At 72.6% G+C, this 16755-nt stretch carries 15 protein-coding genes; 9 read left to right on the forward strand and 6 right to left on the reverse strand.

Annotation, left to right across the window (positions count from 1 at the left end; genetic code table 11):
* Positions 1–196: 196 nt before the first annotated feature.
* On the reverse strand, positions 197–1480 hold the full coding sequence (gene aceA, locus ACGFI1_RS34255) for an isocitrate lyase (protein ID WP_138638876.1): 1284 nt from the start codon (positions 1478–1480) through the stop codon (positions 197–199).
* Between the two features lie 149 nt (positions 1481–1629).
* Here aceA and ACGFI1_RS34260 point away from each other — a divergent pair, with 149 nt between their 5' ends.
* The 4 genes from ACGFI1_RS34260 (at position 1630) to ACGFI1_RS34275 (ending at position 6327) form a co-directional block, all read left to right on the forward strand.
* Positions 1630–3066, forward strand: a complete 1437-nt coding sequence (locus ACGFI1_RS34260) for an XRE family transcriptional regulator (RefSeq protein ID WP_138638875.1) — start codon at positions 1630–1632, stop codon at positions 3064–3066.
* Positions 3067–3205: 139 nt separating this feature from the next.
* Positions 3206–4189 (forward strand): glucosyl-3-phosphoglycerate synthase, encoded by a 984-nt coding sequence (locus ACGFI1_RS34265; protein WP_386866526.1) that lies wholly within the window; start codon positions 3206–3208, stop codon positions 4187–4189.
* 94 nt (positions 4190–4283) lie between these two features.
* Positions 4284–5513, forward strand: a complete 1230-nt coding sequence (locus ACGFI1_RS34270) for an acyl-CoA dehydrogenase family protein (protein WP_138638873.1) — start codon at positions 4284–4286, stop codon at positions 5511–5513.
* A 121-nt stretch (positions 5514–5634) separates the two neighbouring features.
* Positions 5635–6327, forward strand: coding sequence for a TetR family transcriptional regulator (locus ACGFI1_RS34275; RefSeq protein ID WP_392791377.1), 693 nt, complete (start codon positions 5635–5637; stop codon positions 6325–6327).
* Positions 6328–6410: 83 nt separating this feature from the next.
* On the opposite strand, the gene mctP is transcribed toward ACGFI1_RS34275, so the two are convergent.
* The 3 genes from mctP to ACGFI1_RS34290 form a co-directional block, all read right to left on the reverse strand.
* Positions 6411–8021 (reverse strand): monocarboxylate uptake permease MctP, encoded by a 1611-nt coding sequence (gene mctP, locus ACGFI1_RS34280; protein WP_392791379.1) that lies wholly within the window; start codon positions 8019–8021, stop codon positions 6411–6413.
* 3 nt (positions 8022–8024) lie between these two features.
* The gene (locus tag ACGFI1_RS34285; RefSeq protein WP_240808141.1) at positions 8025–8270 is read right to left on the reverse strand and encodes a DUF3311 domain-containing protein; all 246 of its coding nucleotides are present in this window, start codon (positions 8268–8270) and stop codon (positions 8025–8027) included.
* Positions 8271–8463: 193 nt separating this feature from the next.
* On the reverse strand, positions 8464–9021 hold the full coding sequence (locus ACGFI1_RS34290; RefSeq protein ID WP_138638868.1) for a VOC family protein: 558 nt from the start codon (positions 9019–9021) through the stop codon (positions 8464–8466).
* Between the two features lie 202 nt (positions 9022–9223).
* Here ACGFI1_RS34290 and ACGFI1_RS34295 point away from each other — a divergent pair, with 202 nt between their 5' ends.
* The 4 genes from ACGFI1_RS34295 (at position 9224) to ACGFI1_RS34310 (ending at position 13279) form a co-directional block, all read left to right on the forward strand.
* The gene (locus ACGFI1_RS34295) at positions 9224–11392 is read left to right on the forward strand and encodes an anthranilate synthase component I (protein ID WP_364553612.1); all 2169 of its coding nucleotides are present in this window, start codon (positions 9224–9226) and stop codon (positions 11390–11392) included.
* A gap of 260 nt (positions 11393–11652) precedes the next feature.
* Positions 11653–11799: a GPGG-motif small membrane protein gene (locus ACGFI1_RS34300; protein ID WP_165959128.1), complete on the forward strand. Its 147-nt coding sequence runs from the start codon at positions 11653–11655 to the stop codon at positions 11797–11799.
* 69 nt (positions 11800–11868) lie between these two features.
* Positions 11869–12786: an SDR family oxidoreductase gene (locus tag ACGFI1_RS34305; RefSeq protein WP_138638866.1), complete on the forward strand. Its 918-nt coding sequence runs from the start codon at positions 11869–11871 to the stop codon at positions 12784–12786.
* Positions 12787–12874: 88 nt separating this feature from the next.
* A complete protein-coding gene (locus ACGFI1_RS34310; RefSeq protein ID WP_138638865.1) occupies positions 12875–13279 on the forward strand; it encodes a ChaB family protein in 405 nt (134 codons plus the stop codon).
* Here ACGFI1_RS34310 and ACGFI1_RS34315 read toward each other — a convergent pair.
* The gene (locus tag ACGFI1_RS34315; protein ID WP_392791383.1) at positions 13276–14244 is read right to left on the reverse strand and encodes a helix-turn-helix transcriptional regulator; all 969 of its coding nucleotides are present in this window, start codon (positions 14242–14244) and stop codon (positions 13276–13278) included. The two genes, ACGFI1_RS34310 and ACGFI1_RS34315, sit on opposite strands and share 4 nt — an antisense overlap.
* A gap of 121 nt (positions 14245–14365) precedes the next feature.
* Here ACGFI1_RS34315 and add point away from each other — a divergent pair, with 121 nt between their 5' ends.
* Entirely contained in the window at positions 14366–15394 is a 1029-nt protein-coding gene (gene add / locus ACGFI1_RS34320; RefSeq protein WP_386866171.1) for an adenosine deaminase, read from the forward strand.
* Between the two features lie 26 nt (positions 15395–15420).
* On the opposite strand, the gene ACGFI1_RS34325 is transcribed toward add, so the two are convergent.
* A complete protein-coding gene (locus ACGFI1_RS34325) occupies positions 15421–16665 on the reverse strand; it encodes a DUF1266 domain-containing protein (RefSeq protein ID WP_392791385.1) in 1245 nt (414 codons plus the stop codon).
* Positions 16666–16755: the final 90 nt, after the last annotated feature.

The following is a 16755-nucleotide window of genomic DNA, read 5'->3' on the forward strand; positions in this document are numbered from 1 at the left end:
CGGGCGTTGTCGAGGTGCCTTGCCGCATGTGGCCGGATGGGCGGGGCGGCCGGGGGCGATCGGGCGGGGCCGGGCGGGGCCCGTGGACACCGGAAGGCCCCCGCGGGTGTAGGGACGCGGGGGCCTTCGGGGCCTAGGGGGGGTGGTGCGGGAAGGACGGGCCGGCCGTGCCGGGGGCGCGGCCGGCCCGGGCGGATCAGTGGAACTGGCCCTCTTCCGTGGAGCCCTTCAGGGCCGTGGTGGAGGAGTCGGGCGCGATCGCGGTGCTGACCATGTCGAAGTAGCCGGTGCCGGCCTCGCGCTGGTGCTTGACCGCGGTGAAGCCCTTCTCGGCCGCCGCGAACTCGCGCTCCTGCAGGTCGACGTAGGCGGTCATGCCCTCGCGGGCGTAGCCGTGAGCCAGGTCGAACATGCCGTAGTTGAGCGCGTGGAAGCCGGCCAGCGTGATGAACTGGAACTTGAAGCCCATGTGGCCGAGCTCGCGCTGGAACTTGGCGATGGTCGCGTCGTCCAGGTGCGCCTTCCAGTTGAAGGACGGCGAGCAGTTGTAGGCGAGCATCTGGTCGGGGTACTCGGCCTTGACCGCCTCGGCGAACTTGCGGGCCTGCTCCAGGTCCGGGGTGCCGGTCTCCATCCAGATGAGGTCGGAGTACGGCGCGTAGGCCTTGGCGCGGGCGATGCAGGGCTCGATGCCGTTGCGGACCCGGTAGAAGCCCTCGGCGGTGCGCTCGCCGGTGGTGAACTCGCGGTCGCGCTCGTCCACGTCCGTCGTGATCAGGGTCGCGGCCTCGGCGTCGGTCCGCGCGATGATCAGTGAGGGGACGTTGGAGATGTCCGCCGCGAGGCGGGCGGTGTTGAGGGTCTTGATGTGCTGCGAGGTCGGGATGAGGACCTTGCCGCCGAGGTGCCCGCACTTCTTCTCGGAGGCCAGCTGGTCCTCCCAGTGCACGCCCGCGGCGCCCGCGGCGATCATGCCCTTCATCAGCTCGAAGGCGTTCAGCACGCCGCCGAAGCCGGCCTCGGCGTCGGCCACGATCGGGGCGAGGAAGTGCGTGTCGCCCTCGCCCTCGGCCCACTGCACCTGGTCGGCGCGCAGCAGCGCGTTGTTGATGCGGCGGACCACGGCCGGGACCGAGTTCGCCGGGTAGATGCTCTGGTCCGGGTAGGTCTGGCCCGCCAGGTTGGCGTCCGCCGCGACCTGCCAGCCGGACAGGTAGATGGCCTTGAGGCCGGCCTTGACCTGCTGGACGGCCTGCAGCCCGGTCAGCGCGCCGAGGGAGTGGACGTAGTCCTCCTCGTGCAGGAGCTTCCAGAGGCGCTCGGCGCCGAGGCGCGCGAGGGTGTGCTCCTCCTGGACCGAACCGCGGATCCGCACGACGTCCTCGGCCGTGTAGGTCCGCTCGACGCCCTTCCAGCGGGCGTCGGTCTCCCACTGTCGCTGCAGCTCCTCGGCTGCGCCCTTGAGGCGACTGTCGCTCATGATGTTGCCCTTCCGTGTCGTCCCCTGGGTGCTTGCAACGACTATGCCCCGGTCGCAACCCCCTAATGAACTCGCGAGTAACGAAAGAAGTGCGAAATTTCCTGTACGATGAAGCCGTGACGACCTTGCGACAAGAAGAACCCCTCAACTTGACGAGCGACGTAGACCTCGTCACCTTCGGGCAGCGGCTCCGGCACCTGCGGCGCGGCCGCGGGCTGACGCTCTCGGAGCTCGGCGAGCGGGTCGGCCGCGCCCCGTCCCAGCTGTCGCTGCTGGAGAACGGGCGCCGCGAGCCGAAGCTGTCGCTGCTGCAGTCGCTGGCCGCCGCGCTGGAGTGCCCGGTGGAGGAACTGCTGCGCCGGCAGCCGCCGAGCCGCCGCGCCCAGCTGGAGATCCAGCTGGAGGAGGCCCAGCGCGACCCGCTGTACCGGACGCTCGGGCTGTCGCACCTCAAGGTCGGCAAGCGGATGCCGAACGAGGTGATCGAGCACATCCTCGCGCTGTACGGGGAGCTGAAGCGCAGCCGCACCAAGCCCACCGCGAGCCCCGAGGAGGCGCGCAAGGCCAACGCGGAGCTGCGCCGCCAGATGCACGAGCGCGGCAACCACTTCCCGGAGATCGAGCGGGTCGCCGCGCAGACCCTCGACGCCGTCGGGTACCGGCGCGGCGCCGTGTCGCAGGGCCTGCTGATGACGCTGGTCGGCCACTTCGGCTTCAGCCTCCAGTACGTGCAGGACCTGCCGCGCTCCGTCCGGTCCGTCACCGACCTGCGCAACCGTCGGATCTACCTGGAGCGCGAGCAACTCGGCATGCACACGCCGCGGACGATCCTGCTGCAGACCCTCGGGCACATCGCGCTCGACCACGACCAGCCGCGCGACTTCGCCGACTTCCTGCGCCAGCGCGTGGAGGCCAACTACTTCGGCGCGGCGATCCTGATGCCCGAGCGCAGCGTCGTGCCCTTCCTCCAGGAGGCCAAGGCGGCGCGGGAGCTGTCCGTGGAGGACCTGGCGGACGTCTTCTCCGTCTCCTACGAGATGGCCGCGCACCGCTTCACCAACATCGCGACGCACCACCTCGGGCTGCAGCTGCACTTCACCAAGAACGACGAGAACGGCACCATCTACAAGGCGTACGCAAACGACGGCCTCGCGTTCCCACAGGACGAGGACGGCGCGATCGAGGGCCAGCGGATGTGCCGCGAATGGGCCGGCAGGCACGTGTTCGGCGCCGCGGACCGCTTCTCCGTCTACTACCAGTACACCGACACCCCCAACGGGACGTACTGGTGCCTGTCGCACATAGACCCGAGCCACGAGCGCGACTTCGCGATCACGCTGGGCGTCCGGTTCGAGGACTCCCGCTGGTTCCGCGGCCGGGAGACGACCCGGCGGGTCAAGTCGGCCTGCCCGGACGGCGACTGCTGCCAGCGGCCCCCGAAGGAGCTGTCGGACCGCTGGGAGGGCATGGCCTGGCCGTCGGCGCGCGCGCACTCGCACGTCCTGTCGGTCCTGCCGCCCGGCGCGTTCCCCGGCGTGGACGACGCCGACGTCTACGAGTTCCTCGACAAGCACGCCGCCGAATGACGGGTGTGTTGCGCCCGCGTCAACTCTTCGGGTCGGTTCGTTCCCTCCCGTCCCACCGGTGAATGATCTGGGAGGATTTGGCGTTCCCTGTTAGTGAGGGGGCGTTCCGTCCGGGACGGCCAGAGGGGAGGGAGAACGCGTGCTGCCCGAGGTCGCGTCGTGGTTGGCCCGCCGCACCAGCACGGCGGGCGACTGGCCGCCGCGCCTCCTGCTCGACGCCAAGGGCGACACCGGGATCAGCGTCGTGCTGCCCGCGCGCGACGAGGAGGCCACGGTCGGCGCGATCGTCGCGGCCATCCGCACCGACCTGGTCGAGCGGATCCCGCTCGTGGACGAGATCGTCGTGGTCGACTCCCGCTCCACCGACCGGACCGCCGCCGTCGCCGCGGCGGCGGGCGCCGAGGTGGTCGCGCAGGACGCCGTCCTGCCCGGTCTCGGCCGCATGTCCGGCAAGGGCGAGGCGCTGTGGAAGTCCCTGTACGCCACGTCCGGCGACCTGCTGGTCTTCATCGACGCCGACCTGCGCGAGTTCACCTCGTCCTACGTCACCGGGCTGCTCGGCCCGCTGCTGGCCGATCCGGCCGTCGGCTACGTGAAGGGCTGCTACGACCGCCCGCTGGTGGACGGCGAGCGGCGCGTCGAGGGCGGCGGCGGCCGGGTCACCGAGCTGGTCGCCCGCCCCCTGATCAACATGCACTGGCCGCTGCTCGCCGGCGTCATGCAGCCGCTCGGCGGCGAGTACGCGGGCCGGCGCGCGCTGCTGGAGCGGCTGCCGTTCGTCACCGGCTACGGCGTGGAGCTCGGCCTGCTGCTGGACGTCTACCAGCACGCCGGGCTGGACGCGATCGCGCAGGTGGACCTCGGCCGCCGGGTGCACGCCCACCAGTCCACCGAGGCGCTCGGCGCGATGTCCGGGCAGATCATGCAGACGGCCTGGTCGCGGCTGGAGCGGCACGGCCGGATGATCCCGCTGGAGGCCCCCTCCACCGCGCTCACCCGCTTCCACCGCGGCGCGGACGGCCATGACGCCCGCACCACCGACGTCGCCGTGGGGGAGCGCCCGCCGATGGCCGAGGTGCCCGGCTACGCCGCCGCGCGCTCCTTCTCCCCGGGCACCCGGTGACCGGCCTGTGACTCCGGCCACGGTGTTACCCACGGTAACGCCTGGTGGTGCTACCGTTGGTAACAGCGATATTGGAGAAAGGGTCGAATTAATCATGACGAGCGCGGAGCAGACGCCGTTCTCGCTGGAGCCCAGCGAGGACGTTCGCGAGGTCAGGGACTGGGTGCACGAGTTCGCCAGGGACGTCATCCGCCCCGCGGCGCAGGAGTGGGACGAGCGCGAGGAGACCCCCTGGCCGCTGATCCAGGAGGCGTCCAAGGTCGGCATCTACTCCCTCGACTTCTTCGCCACCCAGTGGCTGGAGCCGACCGGCCTCGGCATCCCGGTGGCGTTCGAGGAGCTGTTCTGGGGCGACGCGGGCATCGCGCTGTCGATCGTGGGCACCGGCCTCGCCGCCGCGTCCGTCGCCGCCGTCGGCACCCCCGAGCAGACCGCCGAGTGGGTGCCGCAGATGTTCGGCAGCGCCGACGACGTCAAGCTCGGCGCGTTCTGCGCGTCCGAGCCCGACGCCGGCAGCGACGTCGGCTCCATCCGCACCCGCGCCGTCTTCGACGAGGCCAAGGACGAGTGGGTGCTGAACGGCACCAAGACCTGGGCGACCAACGGCGGCATCGCCGACGTCCACGTCGTCGTGGCGTCGGTGCACCCCGAGCTCGGCAGCCGCGGCCAGGCCAGCTTCATCATCCCGCCGAACACCCCCGGCCTGAAGCAGGGCCAGAAGTTCAAGAAGCACGGCATCCGCGCCTCCCACACCGCCGAGGTGATCCTGGACGGCGTGCGCGTCCCCTCGCACCTGATCGTCGGCGGCAAGGAGAAGTTCGACGAGCGCATCGCCCGCACCCGCGAGGGCAAGAGCTCCAAGGGCCAGGCCGCGCTGAAGACGTTCGAGACGACCCGCCCGTCCGTCGGCGCGATGGCGCTCGGCGTGGGCCGCGCCGCCTACGACTACGCCCTGCAGTACGCGCGGGAGCGCGAGCAGTTCGGCCGCAAGATCGGCGACTTCCAGGCCGTCGCCTTCAAGCTCGCCGACATGAAGACCCGCCTGGACGCCGCGCGCCTCATGGTGTGGCGCGCCGCCTGGATGGCGCGCACCGGCAAGGACTTCGCGAACGCCGAGGGCTCGATGGCCAAGCTGATGGCCAGCGAGATGTCGGTCTACGTCACCGAAGAGGCCATCCAGATCCTCGGCGGCAACGGCTACACCCGCGAGTACCCGGTCGAGCGCATGCACCGTGACTCCAAGATCTTCACGATCTTCGAGGGCACCTCGGAGATCCAGCGCCTGGTCATCGGCCGCTCCATCACCGGCCTCCCGGTCCGGTAGCGCCCGCCCGGCGCCCGGCGGCGGTTCCGGCAGGGGCCTGGACGCCGCCGGGCGGGGGCGCGGTTGTCAGTCGGTGATACCGGTGTTGTCACCGGGTAACACCCCCGATAGCGTGCTTTCCATGACGACTGCGGCGGGTAAGCCGGGAGCGCGGCGCGATCCCGGCCGCCGCCGCGCCCTGCTGGAGGCCGCCGACCGGGTCATCCAGCGGGAGGGGCCGGAGGCGTCCATGGCCGCGATCGCCGCCGAGGCGGGGATCAGCAAGCCGATCCTCTACCGCCACTTCGGCGACAAGAGCGGCCTCTACCAGGCCCTCGCGGAGCGGCACACGCGCAAGCTGATCGAGGGCATCCGGGACGAGTTCTCCCGCGACGAGCCGGTCCGCGACCGGACCCGCTCCACCATCGACACCTACCTGGCCACGATCTCCAAGAACCTCAACCTGTACCGGTTCCTGATGCACCGGGCGAGCGCCGAGGACACCGCCACGCACAGCGCGATGAGCACGATGATCCGCGACGTGAGCCGGGAGCTGGCCGAGGTGATGATCGCCGAGGGCGAGATGGCGGACCGCACCCGCGCCTACGTGTGGGGCCACGCGATCGTCGGGATGGTGCAGACCGCCGGCGACTGGTGGCTCGACCACGCCGCCGAGGTGCCGCGCGAGGCCGTCGTGGACGGGCTCGTCGACCTGGTGCTCGGCGGGCTGCCCGCCGCCGCGTCCGGCGCCCGCGGCGCCGCGCCGGGTGTTCAAGGCGGCGCCGCGCCCGGTGTTCAAGGCAGGGACGCGCCCGGCGGCCCGGCCGTCCGCTGAGGAGACGGCCGGGCCGCGGGCGGGTCACGGCGAGGCCCTGCCTCGCGAGCTGCGCGCGGGCCGCTTGTCGCGGGGACGGCCGGTCAGGTGGTCCCGGTGAGGTCGAGCTCCTTGACCTTCGGGTCGCCCTCGTCGGCGAAGTAGTCGTGCGCACGGGTCGCGTCCGCGCCGTCCGCCAGCTTCGCCGCCCGGCACACCAGCGTGCCGATCGCCGCGACCGCGACGTTGACGACGAGCGCCAGCACGCCGGCGTAGATCGTCGTCTTGGTGTCGAGGCCGAGGTCGCTGAGCGGGTAGGCCGACCCGCCGAAGTGCTCCTTGCCCTTCGCCGGGTTCGGGATCTGGTACAGCATCCACAGCCCGGCGAGCATGCCGCCGGCCCAGCCCGCGATCAGCGCGCCGCGGTGGAACCAGCGGGTCATCAGCCCGAGCCCGACCGACGGCAGCGTCTGCAGGATGATCACGCCGCCGATGAGCTGCAGGTCGATGGAGAACTGCGGGTCCAATGCGAGGATGCAGGCCACCGCGCCGGCCTTGACGATCAGCGAGACCACCTTGCTGACCGTGGCCTCCTGCTTCGGGGTGGCGTCCCGCCGGATGTACTCCTTGTAGATGTTGCGGGTGAACAGGTTCGCCGCCGCGATCGACATGATCGCCGCCGGGACCAGCGCGCCGATGCCGACGGCGGCGAACGCCACCCCGGCGAACCAGTCGGGGAACATGTGGTCGAACAGCACCGGGACGGCGGTGTTGCCGTCCGGCTTGCCGTCGGTGCTGATCGGCTTCACGTCCGCCGCGATCGCCATGTAGCCGAGCAGCGCGATCAGGCCCAGCACGAAGCTGTAGGCGGGCAGCGCCGCCATGTTCCGCTTGATCACGTTGCGGTTCCGGCTCGCCAGCACGCCGGTGACGCTGTGCGGGTAGAGGAACAGCGCCATCGCCGACCCGAGCGCGAGCATCGCGTAGTTCAGCTGGCCGCTGCCGGCGATCGTGATGCCGTCGCCGGGCGCGGGCGTCGCGTCGAACTTGGCCTTCGCCGCGTCGAAGATGTCGCCCCAGCCGCCGAGCTTCGCCGGGATGTACAGCACCGCGACGATGATGACCAGGTAGATCAGCACGTCCTTGACGAACGCGATGAGCGCGGGCGCCCGCAGCCCGGACTGGTAGGTGTAGGCCGCGAGGATCGTGAACGCGATGACGAGCGGCCAGTGGCCGTTCACGCCCATGGCCTTCAGCACGGCCTCGATGCCGACGAGCTGCAGCGCGATGTAGGGCATCGTGGCGACGATCCCGGTGATCGCCACCAGCAGCGCCAGCGTCGGCGAGCCGAACCGGGCCCGGACGAAGTCGGCCGGCGTCACGAAGCCGTGCACGTGCGACACCGACCAGAGCCGGATCAGGAACAGGAACACCAGCGGGTAGACGATGATCGTGTACGGGACCGCGAAGAAGCCCGCGGCGCCCGCGCCGAACACCAGGGCGGGGACGGCGACGAAGGTGTAGGCGGTGTAGAGGTCGCCGCCGATCAGGAACCAGGTGACCCAGCTGCCGAAGCTGCGGCCGCCGAGGCCCCACTCGTCCAGGCTGTGCATGGTGTCCGGGCGCCGCCACCGGGCGGCGACGAAGCCCATCCCGCTGACCAGCAGGAAGAGCACGGTGAAGACGACGATCTCGGTGATGTGGTCGCTCGCCATCGGTCAGCCCCGCTTCCGGGTGAGCCGGTAGACGACGACCGTGCAGGCCACGCCGAGCGGGATGAAGGCGAGCTGGATCCAGTAGAAGGCGGGGAAGCCGGCGAGCCGCGGGGAGTCGCTGTTGAACAGGAACGTCAGCAGCGGGACCACGACCGGGACGACCAGCAGCCAGTTCCAGGCGCTGCGGTCGGAGCGGGCCTCCGGTGGCGGGGGCGCCGAGGCCGGTTCCTCGGGGGTGTCGGGAGTCAAGGGGAGTCCTCCTCGTCGTGCGTCGCGGGAGCGGCCGGTCCGGATCGCGGAGGGGCCGTCCCGGTGGAGCAGCCGGGCGAGAGTACACATCCGACGATCACGGTGTGATATCGGTCACGGCACGACTTGGATGGATCGTTCCAGTGCGCGGGAGGGCAGGTCAGGACATGTCCGACCCGGTGTCAGGGGATGGTCAGACGGTCCGGTCGGCGGCGGTCCTCGGCTCGTGCCGGACGTCGCTCGGCAGGCCGAGCTCCCGGGTCCACGCCGCGAACTCCACCAGGATCCCGTCGGGGTCCTTGAAGTAGATGGAGCGGACGAACACGCCCTCGTGGTTCTCCGGCGCGACGCCGAACTCGCTGTCGTCGTGGTTGAGCAGCACGCCGACGTCGATCCCCTTGGCGATGAGGCGGTCGCGGTACTCCTCGATGCGCTCGGGCGGGACGTCGAAGGCGATGTGGTTCATCGACCCGACCGCCGACAGCAGCTCGCCCCGGTCGGGCAGGTTCTTCGGCGCCGAGACGCCGGGGACGGGGTCGGGCGCGTCCGGGAACCAGAAGAACGCGAGGGCGTTGCCGCCGCCGCAGTCGAAGAAGAAGTGCTGCCCCCAGCCCATCGGCAGCTCGATCGTCTTGATGAGCGGCATGCCGAGCACGCCCTCGTAGAAGTCCACCGTCCGCCTCATGTCGCTGCAGACCAGCGCCAGGTGGTTGACCCCGCGCAGCTCGAACTCGGTGTTCTTCCTGGTCATGACGCCGCTCCTGGAGGTAAGCAAGCCCTTGCGACCGGGGTCCATGGTAACCTCGCCGCATGCGAACCGCAGCCGCCCGGTGGTGGTGGCGCCGCTGAGGCGGCGCCGGTTCCTGCATGCTCAGACCAGGCGACCGCCCTCATCGGCGGTCGTTTTTTCGTGGGCGCCGCCCGATGAGGGCCCGACATGAGGGGCCACCGCGGTGGAGACCGTCTCACAGCAGCCGCTGACCAGCGAGTTCGTCACGGCCGGGGGCGTACGGGTGACCCGTACCGCCGTCCCCGTCGACTCCGAGCGCAAGTCCGATGTGCTGAACGCCCTCGTCCGCGCCGTGGGGGAGCGGCGCGGCGGCGTGCTCAGCTCCGGCATGGAGTACCCGGGCCGCTACAGCCGCTGGCACATGGCCTACGTCGACCCCTGCCTGGAGATCGTCGCGCGCGGGCGGGCGGTCGCCGTGCGCGCCCTCAACGAGCGCGGGCGGATCGTGCTGCCCGCCGTGGCCGCCGTGCTCCGCGGCGTCGGCGAGGTCCGCGCGGACGCGGCGGACCTGTTCGAGGTCTTCGTCCCGCCCGGCGCGGAGTTCTTCCCCGAGGAGGAGCGCAGCCGCCAGCCGACCGTCTTCACCGCCCTGCGCGCCGTCGTCGGCCTGTTCGGCTGCGACGACCCGCACCTCGGCCTGTACGGCGCGTTCGGCTACGACCTGTCGCTGCAGTTCGAGCCGCTGCGCACCCGGCTGGAGCGGCCGGACGACCAGCGCGACCTCGTCCTGCACCTGGCCGACGAGATGGTCGTCGTGGACCGCAAGCGCGAGACCTCGCACCGGATCTCCTACGAGTTCGAGGTCGGCGGCGAGGGCACGGCGGGGCTGGCGCGGGCCACCGAGCCGACGCCGGTCCGGCCGCGCGCGGCGGAGCTGCCGCCGCAGCCGGTGCCCGGCGTGTACGCGCGGATGGTGCGGGAGGCCAAGGAGAAGTTCGTCCGCGGCGACCTGTTCGAGGTGACGCCGGGCCACGCGATGTACGCCCGGTGCGACGCGCCCGCCGCGTTCTTCGAGCGGCTGCGCGAGACGAACCCGGCCCCGTACGAGTTCCTGTTCAACCTGGGCGACGGCGAGTACCTGGTCGGCGCGTCGCCGGAGATGTTCGTCCGGGTGTCGGGCGACCGCGTCGAGACCTGCCCGATCGCCGGGACGATCAAGCGCGGCGGCGACGCGCTGGAGGACGCCGAGCAGATCCGCACGATCCTGGCGTCGGCGAAGGACGAGTCCGAGCTGACCATGTGCACCGACGTCGACCGCAACGACAAGTCGCGGATCTGCGTGCCCGGCAGCGTCCGCGTCCTCGGCCGCCGGCAGATCGAGATGTACTCCCGGCTGATCCACACAGTCGACCACATCGAGGGCCGGCTGCGGCCCGGCTTCGACGCGCTGGACGCGTTCCTCACCCACATGTGGGCGGTCACCGTCACCGGCGCGCCGAAGGCGTGGGCGATGCAGTTCATCGAGGACCACGAGGAGTCGCCGCGCCGCTGGTACGGCGGCGCGGTCGGCTGCGTCGGCTTCGACGGGTCGATGAACACGGGGCTGACGCTGCGGACCGCGCAGATCCGCGACGGCGTCGCCACCGTGCGGGCGGGGGCGACGCTGCTGTACGACTCCGACCCCGACGAGGAGGAGCGCGAGACCCACCTCAAGGCCAGCGCGCTGCTCGGCGCGCTCGCCGCGGTCGAGGACGGCGCCGGGGACGCCGAGCGGGAGGAGGCGCCGCGCGCGGCGCTGCCGGGGGACGGGCTCACGGTGCTGCTCGTCGACCACGAGGACTCGTTCGTCAACACGCTCGCCGACTACTTCCGCCAGCAGGGCGCGGCCGTGGTCACGCTGCGGCACGGGTTCCCGCTGCGGATGCTGGACGAGCACGCCCCCGACCTGGTGGTGCTGTCGCCCGGCCCCGGCCGCCCGGAGGACTTCGGCACCCGCGCGCTGCTGGACGCCCTGGCCGAGCGGGAGCTGCCGGTCTTCGGCGTCTGCCTCGGCCTGCAGGCGATGGTGGAGCACGCGGGCGGGGAGCTGGCGCTGCTGCCCGAGCCGTCCCACGGCAAGCCCGGCCAGGTGAAGGTCACCGGCGGCGGGCTGTTCGAGGGGCTGCCGGACGAGTTCACCGCCGCCCGCTACCACTCGCTGCACGCGACGCCGGACCGGGTGAAGGGGTTCCAGGTGACGGCGCTGACGGGGGACGTGGTGATGGCCGTCGAGGACGCGCCGCGGCGGCGCTGGGCCGTCCAGTTCCACCCGGAGTCGATCCTCACCGCGGCGGGCGGGGCCGGGCACCGGATCGTCGCCAACGTGCTCCGGTTGAGCCGTTCGGACGGTTGAACCGTTCCAGGAGCCGAGCCGGTCCTAGTCCGCAAGCACGAGGGCCCGGCGCGCGGAACCGGTCCGAAGGCCGATGCCCCGGGCCGGGCCCGGCGGAAGACTGGGCCGTGGCCGCGCGCGCCGCGCACGAGGGCGCGGGTGACCGCCGTTATCCCAGCGGGGGAGGGGGCACCGTCCCCTTCCCCGTACAAAACGGAAAATTCGGTCATTCGAAACCGGATTGCCGTTTCTTGGCGTTCTCTCGGGGGACGCCGGAAGCCATGATGACAATCCTGTGGCTCATCGCGGTGATCCTGGTGATCGCCGGCATCTATGTGATCCTCGCCCGGCGCGACCTCCTGTGGGGCATCGTCCTCATCGTCGTCGGACTCCTCGTCGGCCCCGGTGGAGTCAGCATCTTCACCTGACCGAAAATCCGCGCGACCCGCCCGTAACCCTGACATGAGATGTCAGGTTTGCCTGCCAGCATCGTCTCCATGAGCCGTGCACTGACAGGAAAGACCGCACTGGTCGCGGGCGGGACGCGCGGCGCGGGCCGGGGCATCGCCACCGAGCTCGGCGCCGCGGGCGCGACCGTCTACGTGACGGGGCGCACGACCCGGTCCGAGCGATCGGAGATGGGCCGGCCCGAGACCATCGAGGAGACCGCGGAACGGGTGACGGACGCGGGCGGCGAGGGCATCGCCGTCCGCGTCGACCACCTCGACCCGGCGCAGGTCGCCGCGCTCGTGCGCCGCATCGACGCCGAGCGGGGCCGGCTGGACGTCCTGGTCAACGACATCTGGGGATCGGACCACCTCTTCCAGTTCGGCAAGCCGATGTGGGAGCAGTCCCTGGAGGACGGCCTGCGGATGTTCCGGCTGGCCCTCGACACCCACGCCGTCACCAGCCACCACGCCCTCCCGCTGCTGATCCGCGAGCCGGGCGGGCTGGTCGTCGAGGTGACCGACGGCACCGCCGAGTACAACGCGAAGTACCGCAAGGAGTGCGGCTACTTCTACGACATCGCCAAGACCGCCGTGCTGCGGATGGCGCTCGCCCAGTCCGAGGAGATCGCTCCGTACGGCGCGACCGCCGTCGCGCTCACGCCGGGATGGCTGCGCTCGGAGGCCATGCTGGAGCACTTCGGCGTCACCGAGGCGACCTGGCGGGACGGCGCCGCCAAGGACCCGCACTTCGCCATCGCCGAATCGCCCGCCCTCGTGGGGCGCGCGGTCGCGGCGCTCGCCGCCGACCCCGACCGGGCCCGCTGGAACGGCCGGTCGCTGACCAGCGGCGGGCTGGCCCGGGTCTACGGCTTCACCGACGCCGACGGCAGCCGCCCCGACGCGTGGCGCTACATCACCGAGGTCGTGGACGCCGGCCGTCCCGCCGACGTCACCGGCTACCGCTGACCGCCGTCTCGCCACGGCCCCGGGACGTCCCGGGGCCGTTTGAGAACGATCTGCCCGGTTATGGCGTGAAGAGGAGAAAGGAGGAGCCATGCCGATGACCGACAAGAGCGGCAAGCCCCGGAAGCAGGAGCTTCCCGGCACGCTCCAGCGCTCTCCCCGGGAGGCCCAGGAGACCTTCGCCAAGGCCCACGACTCCGCCGTCAAGACCTACGGCGAGGGCCAGCGGGCGCACCGCACCGCCTACTCGGCGCTCAAGCACAAGTTCGAGAAGCGCGGCGACCACTGGGAGCCGAAGGGCCGCAAGGGGCCGTCCGACCCGCGGGCCAAGAACCCCGACGCCCGCCGCGGCAAGGGCAAGAGCTTCGGCGGAGTGGACGTAGAGGGCAGCACCAAGAAGGAGCTGTACGACCGCGCCGCCGGCCTCGACGTCCAGGGCCGCTCGAAGATGAGCAAGGAGCAGCTGGCCGCGGCGATCGCGCGCAAGCAGGACTAGGCGCCGTACAGCTCCGCCAGCCGCGCGGCGCTGACCGCCATCCGCTCCCGCAGCTCCGGCGGCGCGAGGACCTCGGCCTCCGGGCCGAGCCGCAGCAGCTCCGACGCCGCGACCTCCGCCGACTCGACCGGCAGCGTGGTCGTCACCCAGCCCCGCGCGTCGGGCTCGCCGGCCGCCTCCGCCGCGCGGCGGGCCGCGTGCGGCTCCACCGCGTACCGCAGCAGCCGCATCCCGGCGGGGGAGAGCCGCACGGTCGCCTCCTCGCGCAGCATCGAGCGCACGAACTCGGCCGCCGCGCCGCGCCAGTGCGCGGCGAGGTCGAACTCCTCGTCCCGCTCGAAGACGGTGCCGTCCGCCCGGACGGCGGTGACGCGGTCGACCCGGTACGTGCGGTACCCCTCGCCGACCCGCGCGACCAGGTACCAGGTGCCGTTCTTCAGGACGAGCGCGTACGGGTCGGCCGTGCGCACGACCTCGGTGCCCTTGCGGTGGTAGCGCAGCTCGACGGTCTCGTCCTGCCACACCGCGCGGGCCAGCTCGCGCAGCAGCGGCGGCGGGCCGGACTCGCCGAACCAGCCGGGCGCGTCCAGCAGGAACCGCCGGCTCGCCCGCGCGGGCGCGTCCCGCAGCGCGGCGGGCAGCGCCGCGAGGACCTTCAGCTCGGCCGCCGCCAGCGCGCCGCCGCGCCCCATGTCCCCGGCCGGGCCGGGCAGCCCGGACAGGAACAGCGCCTCGGCCTCCTCGCGGGTGAGGCCGGTCAGCCGCGTCCGGTACCCGCCGACGAGCCGGTACCCGCCGCCGCGCCCCTGGTCGGCGTAGACCGGGACCCCGGCCGCCGACAGGGCCTCCATGTCCCGGTAGACGGTGCGCTCCGACACCTCCAGCTCGCGCGCGAGCTCGCCCGCCGTCATCGCCTCCCGCGACTGCAGGAGGAGCACCATCGAGATCAGCCGGGCCGCGCGCACGGGCCCATCCTGCCGCACCGCGGACCCCGCCGGCGGCCCGAGGCGGTGTTCCTGACGTTTTCCTGTCAGGTTCGCCGCCTTCGTCTGTCGGACGGGCCGCGGTCGCTGTTAGCTTCGCGGCGTGACTTCCACCCAGAGCACTCCCATCGAGGCGTTCATCGACGCCCTGCCGAAGGTCGAGCTGCACGTCCACCTGGTCGGCTCCGCCTCGGTCCCCACCGTCCTCGAACTCGCCCGCCGATACCCGGACGGGCCCGTCCCCGCGGACGAGCGCGAGCTGCGCGCCTTCTACGAGTTCCGCGACTTCCCGCACTTCGCCGAGGTCTACGAGGCGGTGTCCGGCCTCGTCCGCACGCCCGAGGACGTCGGCACCCTCGTCTTCGGCGTAGCCCGCGACCTCGCGGCGCAGAACGTCCGCTACGTCGAGCTGACCGTCACGCCCTACACCCACCAGCGGGCCGGGATGCCGATGCCCGCGGTCACCGAGGCCCTCGACCACGCCGTCCGCGAGGCCCGCGAGAGGCTCGGCGTCCGCGTCGCCTACATCTTCGACATCCCCGGCGAGTTCGGCGCCGAGGGCGCCCGCGGCACCCTGGAGCACGCGCTGTCCCACCCGCCGGAGGCGCTCGTCGGGTTCGGGATCGGCGGCATCGAGCAGATGCGCACCCCGCACCGGGACGCGTTCCGCGACGCGTTCGCCGCCGCCCGCGCCGCCGGGCTGCGCAGCCTCCCGCACGCCGGCGAGATGACCGGTCCGGAGACGATCTGGGAGGCGATCGAGGGCCTCGGCGCCGAGCGGATCGGCCACGGCACCAGCTGCGTGCGGGACCCGCGGCTCATCGCCCACCTGCGCGAGACGCAGCTGCCGCTGGAGGTGTGCCCCACCTCCAACCTGCGCACCGGCCAGGTCCCCGACCTGTCCGCCCACCCCATGCCGCGGATGCTGGAGGAGGGCCTGTTCGTCACGCTGAACAGCGACGACCCGCCGATGTTCGACACGACCCTGACCGGCGAGTACCGCGTCGCCGCCGAGGTGTTCGGGCTGGGCCCCGCCGAGCTGGCGGCGCTGGCCCGCAACGCGGTCGCCGCCTCGTCGCTCGGCGCCGCCGACCGCAAGGCGATCACCGACGACATCGACGCCCTGCTCTGACCGGGGCGGCGCCGGGCCCGGGGCGGCTAGCCCCAGGCCATGCGCCGCCACGGGCTGCCCGGGTCCTCGGCGAGGACGCGGTGGCCGGCGAGGGAGCGGTCGTACCACTCGCCGAACTCGCCCTCGTCGAACCGCAGCATCCGGCCGAGGACGTACCCGGCGGAGAACGACCCCCACGACGGGTAGACCTGGTGGGCCCGGTGCCCGGCGGTGAGGACGCACTTCTCCGCTTCGTCGGCGTCGCAGTACCCCGCGGACAGGCCCCAGCGGGCCATGTTCACCGCGCGGCCGAAGTCGTAGCCGTACACGCTCTCCACCCGCCCGTCGGGCGGGAGCAGGCCGTCCGCGCGGAACCGCGCCTCGTACCGCAGGACCGCGCCCGACAGCTCGACGACCTCCCGGACCGTCTCCTCCCCGATGTCGCGCTCGCCGCACCAGGCGGTGATCGCGGCGCGCCACTCCCGCTCCCCGGTGCCGCGCCCGCGCCGGTCGAGCACCATCTGGATCGCCGGGTCGCTGTTGCGGGCGTCGAGCAGCGCGTCCATCTGCTCGCGCCAGCCGGCGGCGTCGGTGACGCCCCAGTCGCGTTCCAGCAGCTCCTTGTCGCCGGGCTCGCCGCGCAGGGCGTTCCAGGCGGTCCCGTTCCCGACGGCCAGGTGCGCGCCGACGGCGAGCGCCGCCGCGAGCCGCCCCCACGGCGCGCTGTCCGGGTCGGTGACGAGGACGTCGTGGTCGCGGTCGGGCCGCCGCTCGGCGTCGGCGAGCAGCGCGGCGACCTGGCGGTGGCCGTCGCCGCCCGGCGGCATCTGCGCCAGCAGCTCGCGCAGCGGCCGCAGCGCGTCCCGGGGCCCGGCGTCCTTGAGGATCAGCCGCGCCGCGTGCACGCCGGCGGCGCCGGACCGCTTCGCGTCGTGCAGCGCCCCGAACGCCGACATCGCGGCCCAGGCGCGCCGCGCCGCCTCGCCGGTCCGGCCCGCGGCCGCGAGGACGTGCGCGGCCTGCGCGTCCAGCCCCGCCCGCACCTCCGCCGGCAGCGACGCGGCGCCCCGGTCCAGCGTGTCGACGACCCGCTGCGCCTTCGCCACGTCGCCCGCCGCGGCGAGCGCCCGCGCGTACCGGGCCCGCACCGCCGCCGCGGCCGGCCAGTCGCCGCGGGCCTCCATCGCCCCGGCGGCCTCCGCGAACGCGGCCGCGGCCTCGGCGGACCGCCCCTGCCGCTCGAACTTGCGCGCGCGCTCCAGCAGAGCGCCGGGATCCCCCTGAACCATCATCGAACCCTCCGAACCGAACCGTATCGGTCCACACCGTCGCGGCGGGGCCCGTCCCAGGTCGCGGCGGCACCGGCGGGGTGGTTTCCTAAG

The sequence above is a fragment of the Actinomadura geliboluensis genome (assembly GCF_043197915.1).
Lineage (GTDB): Bacteria > Actinomycetota > Actinomycetes > Streptosporangiales > Streptosporangiaceae > Spirillospora > Spirillospora geliboluensis.

What these genes read in the sequence shown, in the direction of transcription:
- ACGFI1_RS34275 (WP_392791377.1), top strand. Translation starts at nt 5,635, where the DNA reads ATGACGACTGCGGCGGGTAAGCCGGGAGCGCGGCGCGATCCCGGCCGC.
- mctP (WP_392791379.1), bottom strand. Translation starts at nt 8,021, where the DNA reads ATGGCGAGCGACCACATCACCGAGATCGTCGTCTTCACCGTGCTCTTC.
- ACGFI1_RS34290 (WP_138638868.1), bottom strand. Translation starts at nt 9,021, where the DNA reads ATGACCAGGAAGAACACCGAGTTCGAGCTGCGCGGGGTCAACCACCTG.
- ACGFI1_RS34325 (WP_392791385.1), bottom strand. Translation starts at nt 16,665, where the DNA reads ATGATGGTTCAGGGGGATCCCGGCGCTCTGCTGGAGCGCGCGCGCAAG.
- aceA (WP_138638876.1), bottom strand. Translation starts at nt 1,480, where the DNA reads ATGAGCGACAGTCGCCTCAAGGGCGCAGCCGAGGAGCTGCAGCGACAG.
- ACGFI1_RS34300 (WP_165959128.1), top strand. Translation starts at nt 11,653, where the DNA reads ATGATGACAATCCTGTGGCTCATCGCGGTGATCCTGGTGATCGCCGGC.
- ACGFI1_RS34305 (WP_138638866.1), top strand. Translation starts at nt 11,869, where the DNA reads ATGAGCCGTGCACTGACAGGAAAGACCGCACTGGTCGCGGGCGGGACG.
- ACGFI1_RS34270 (WP_138638873.1), top strand. Translation starts at nt 4,284, where the DNA reads ATGACGAGCGCGGAGCAGACGCCGTTCTCGCTGGAGCCCAGCGAGGAC.
- ACGFI1_RS34310 (WP_138638865.1), top strand. Translation starts at nt 12,875, where the DNA reads ATGCCGATGACCGACAAGAGCGGCAAGCCCCGGAAGCAGGAGCTTCCC.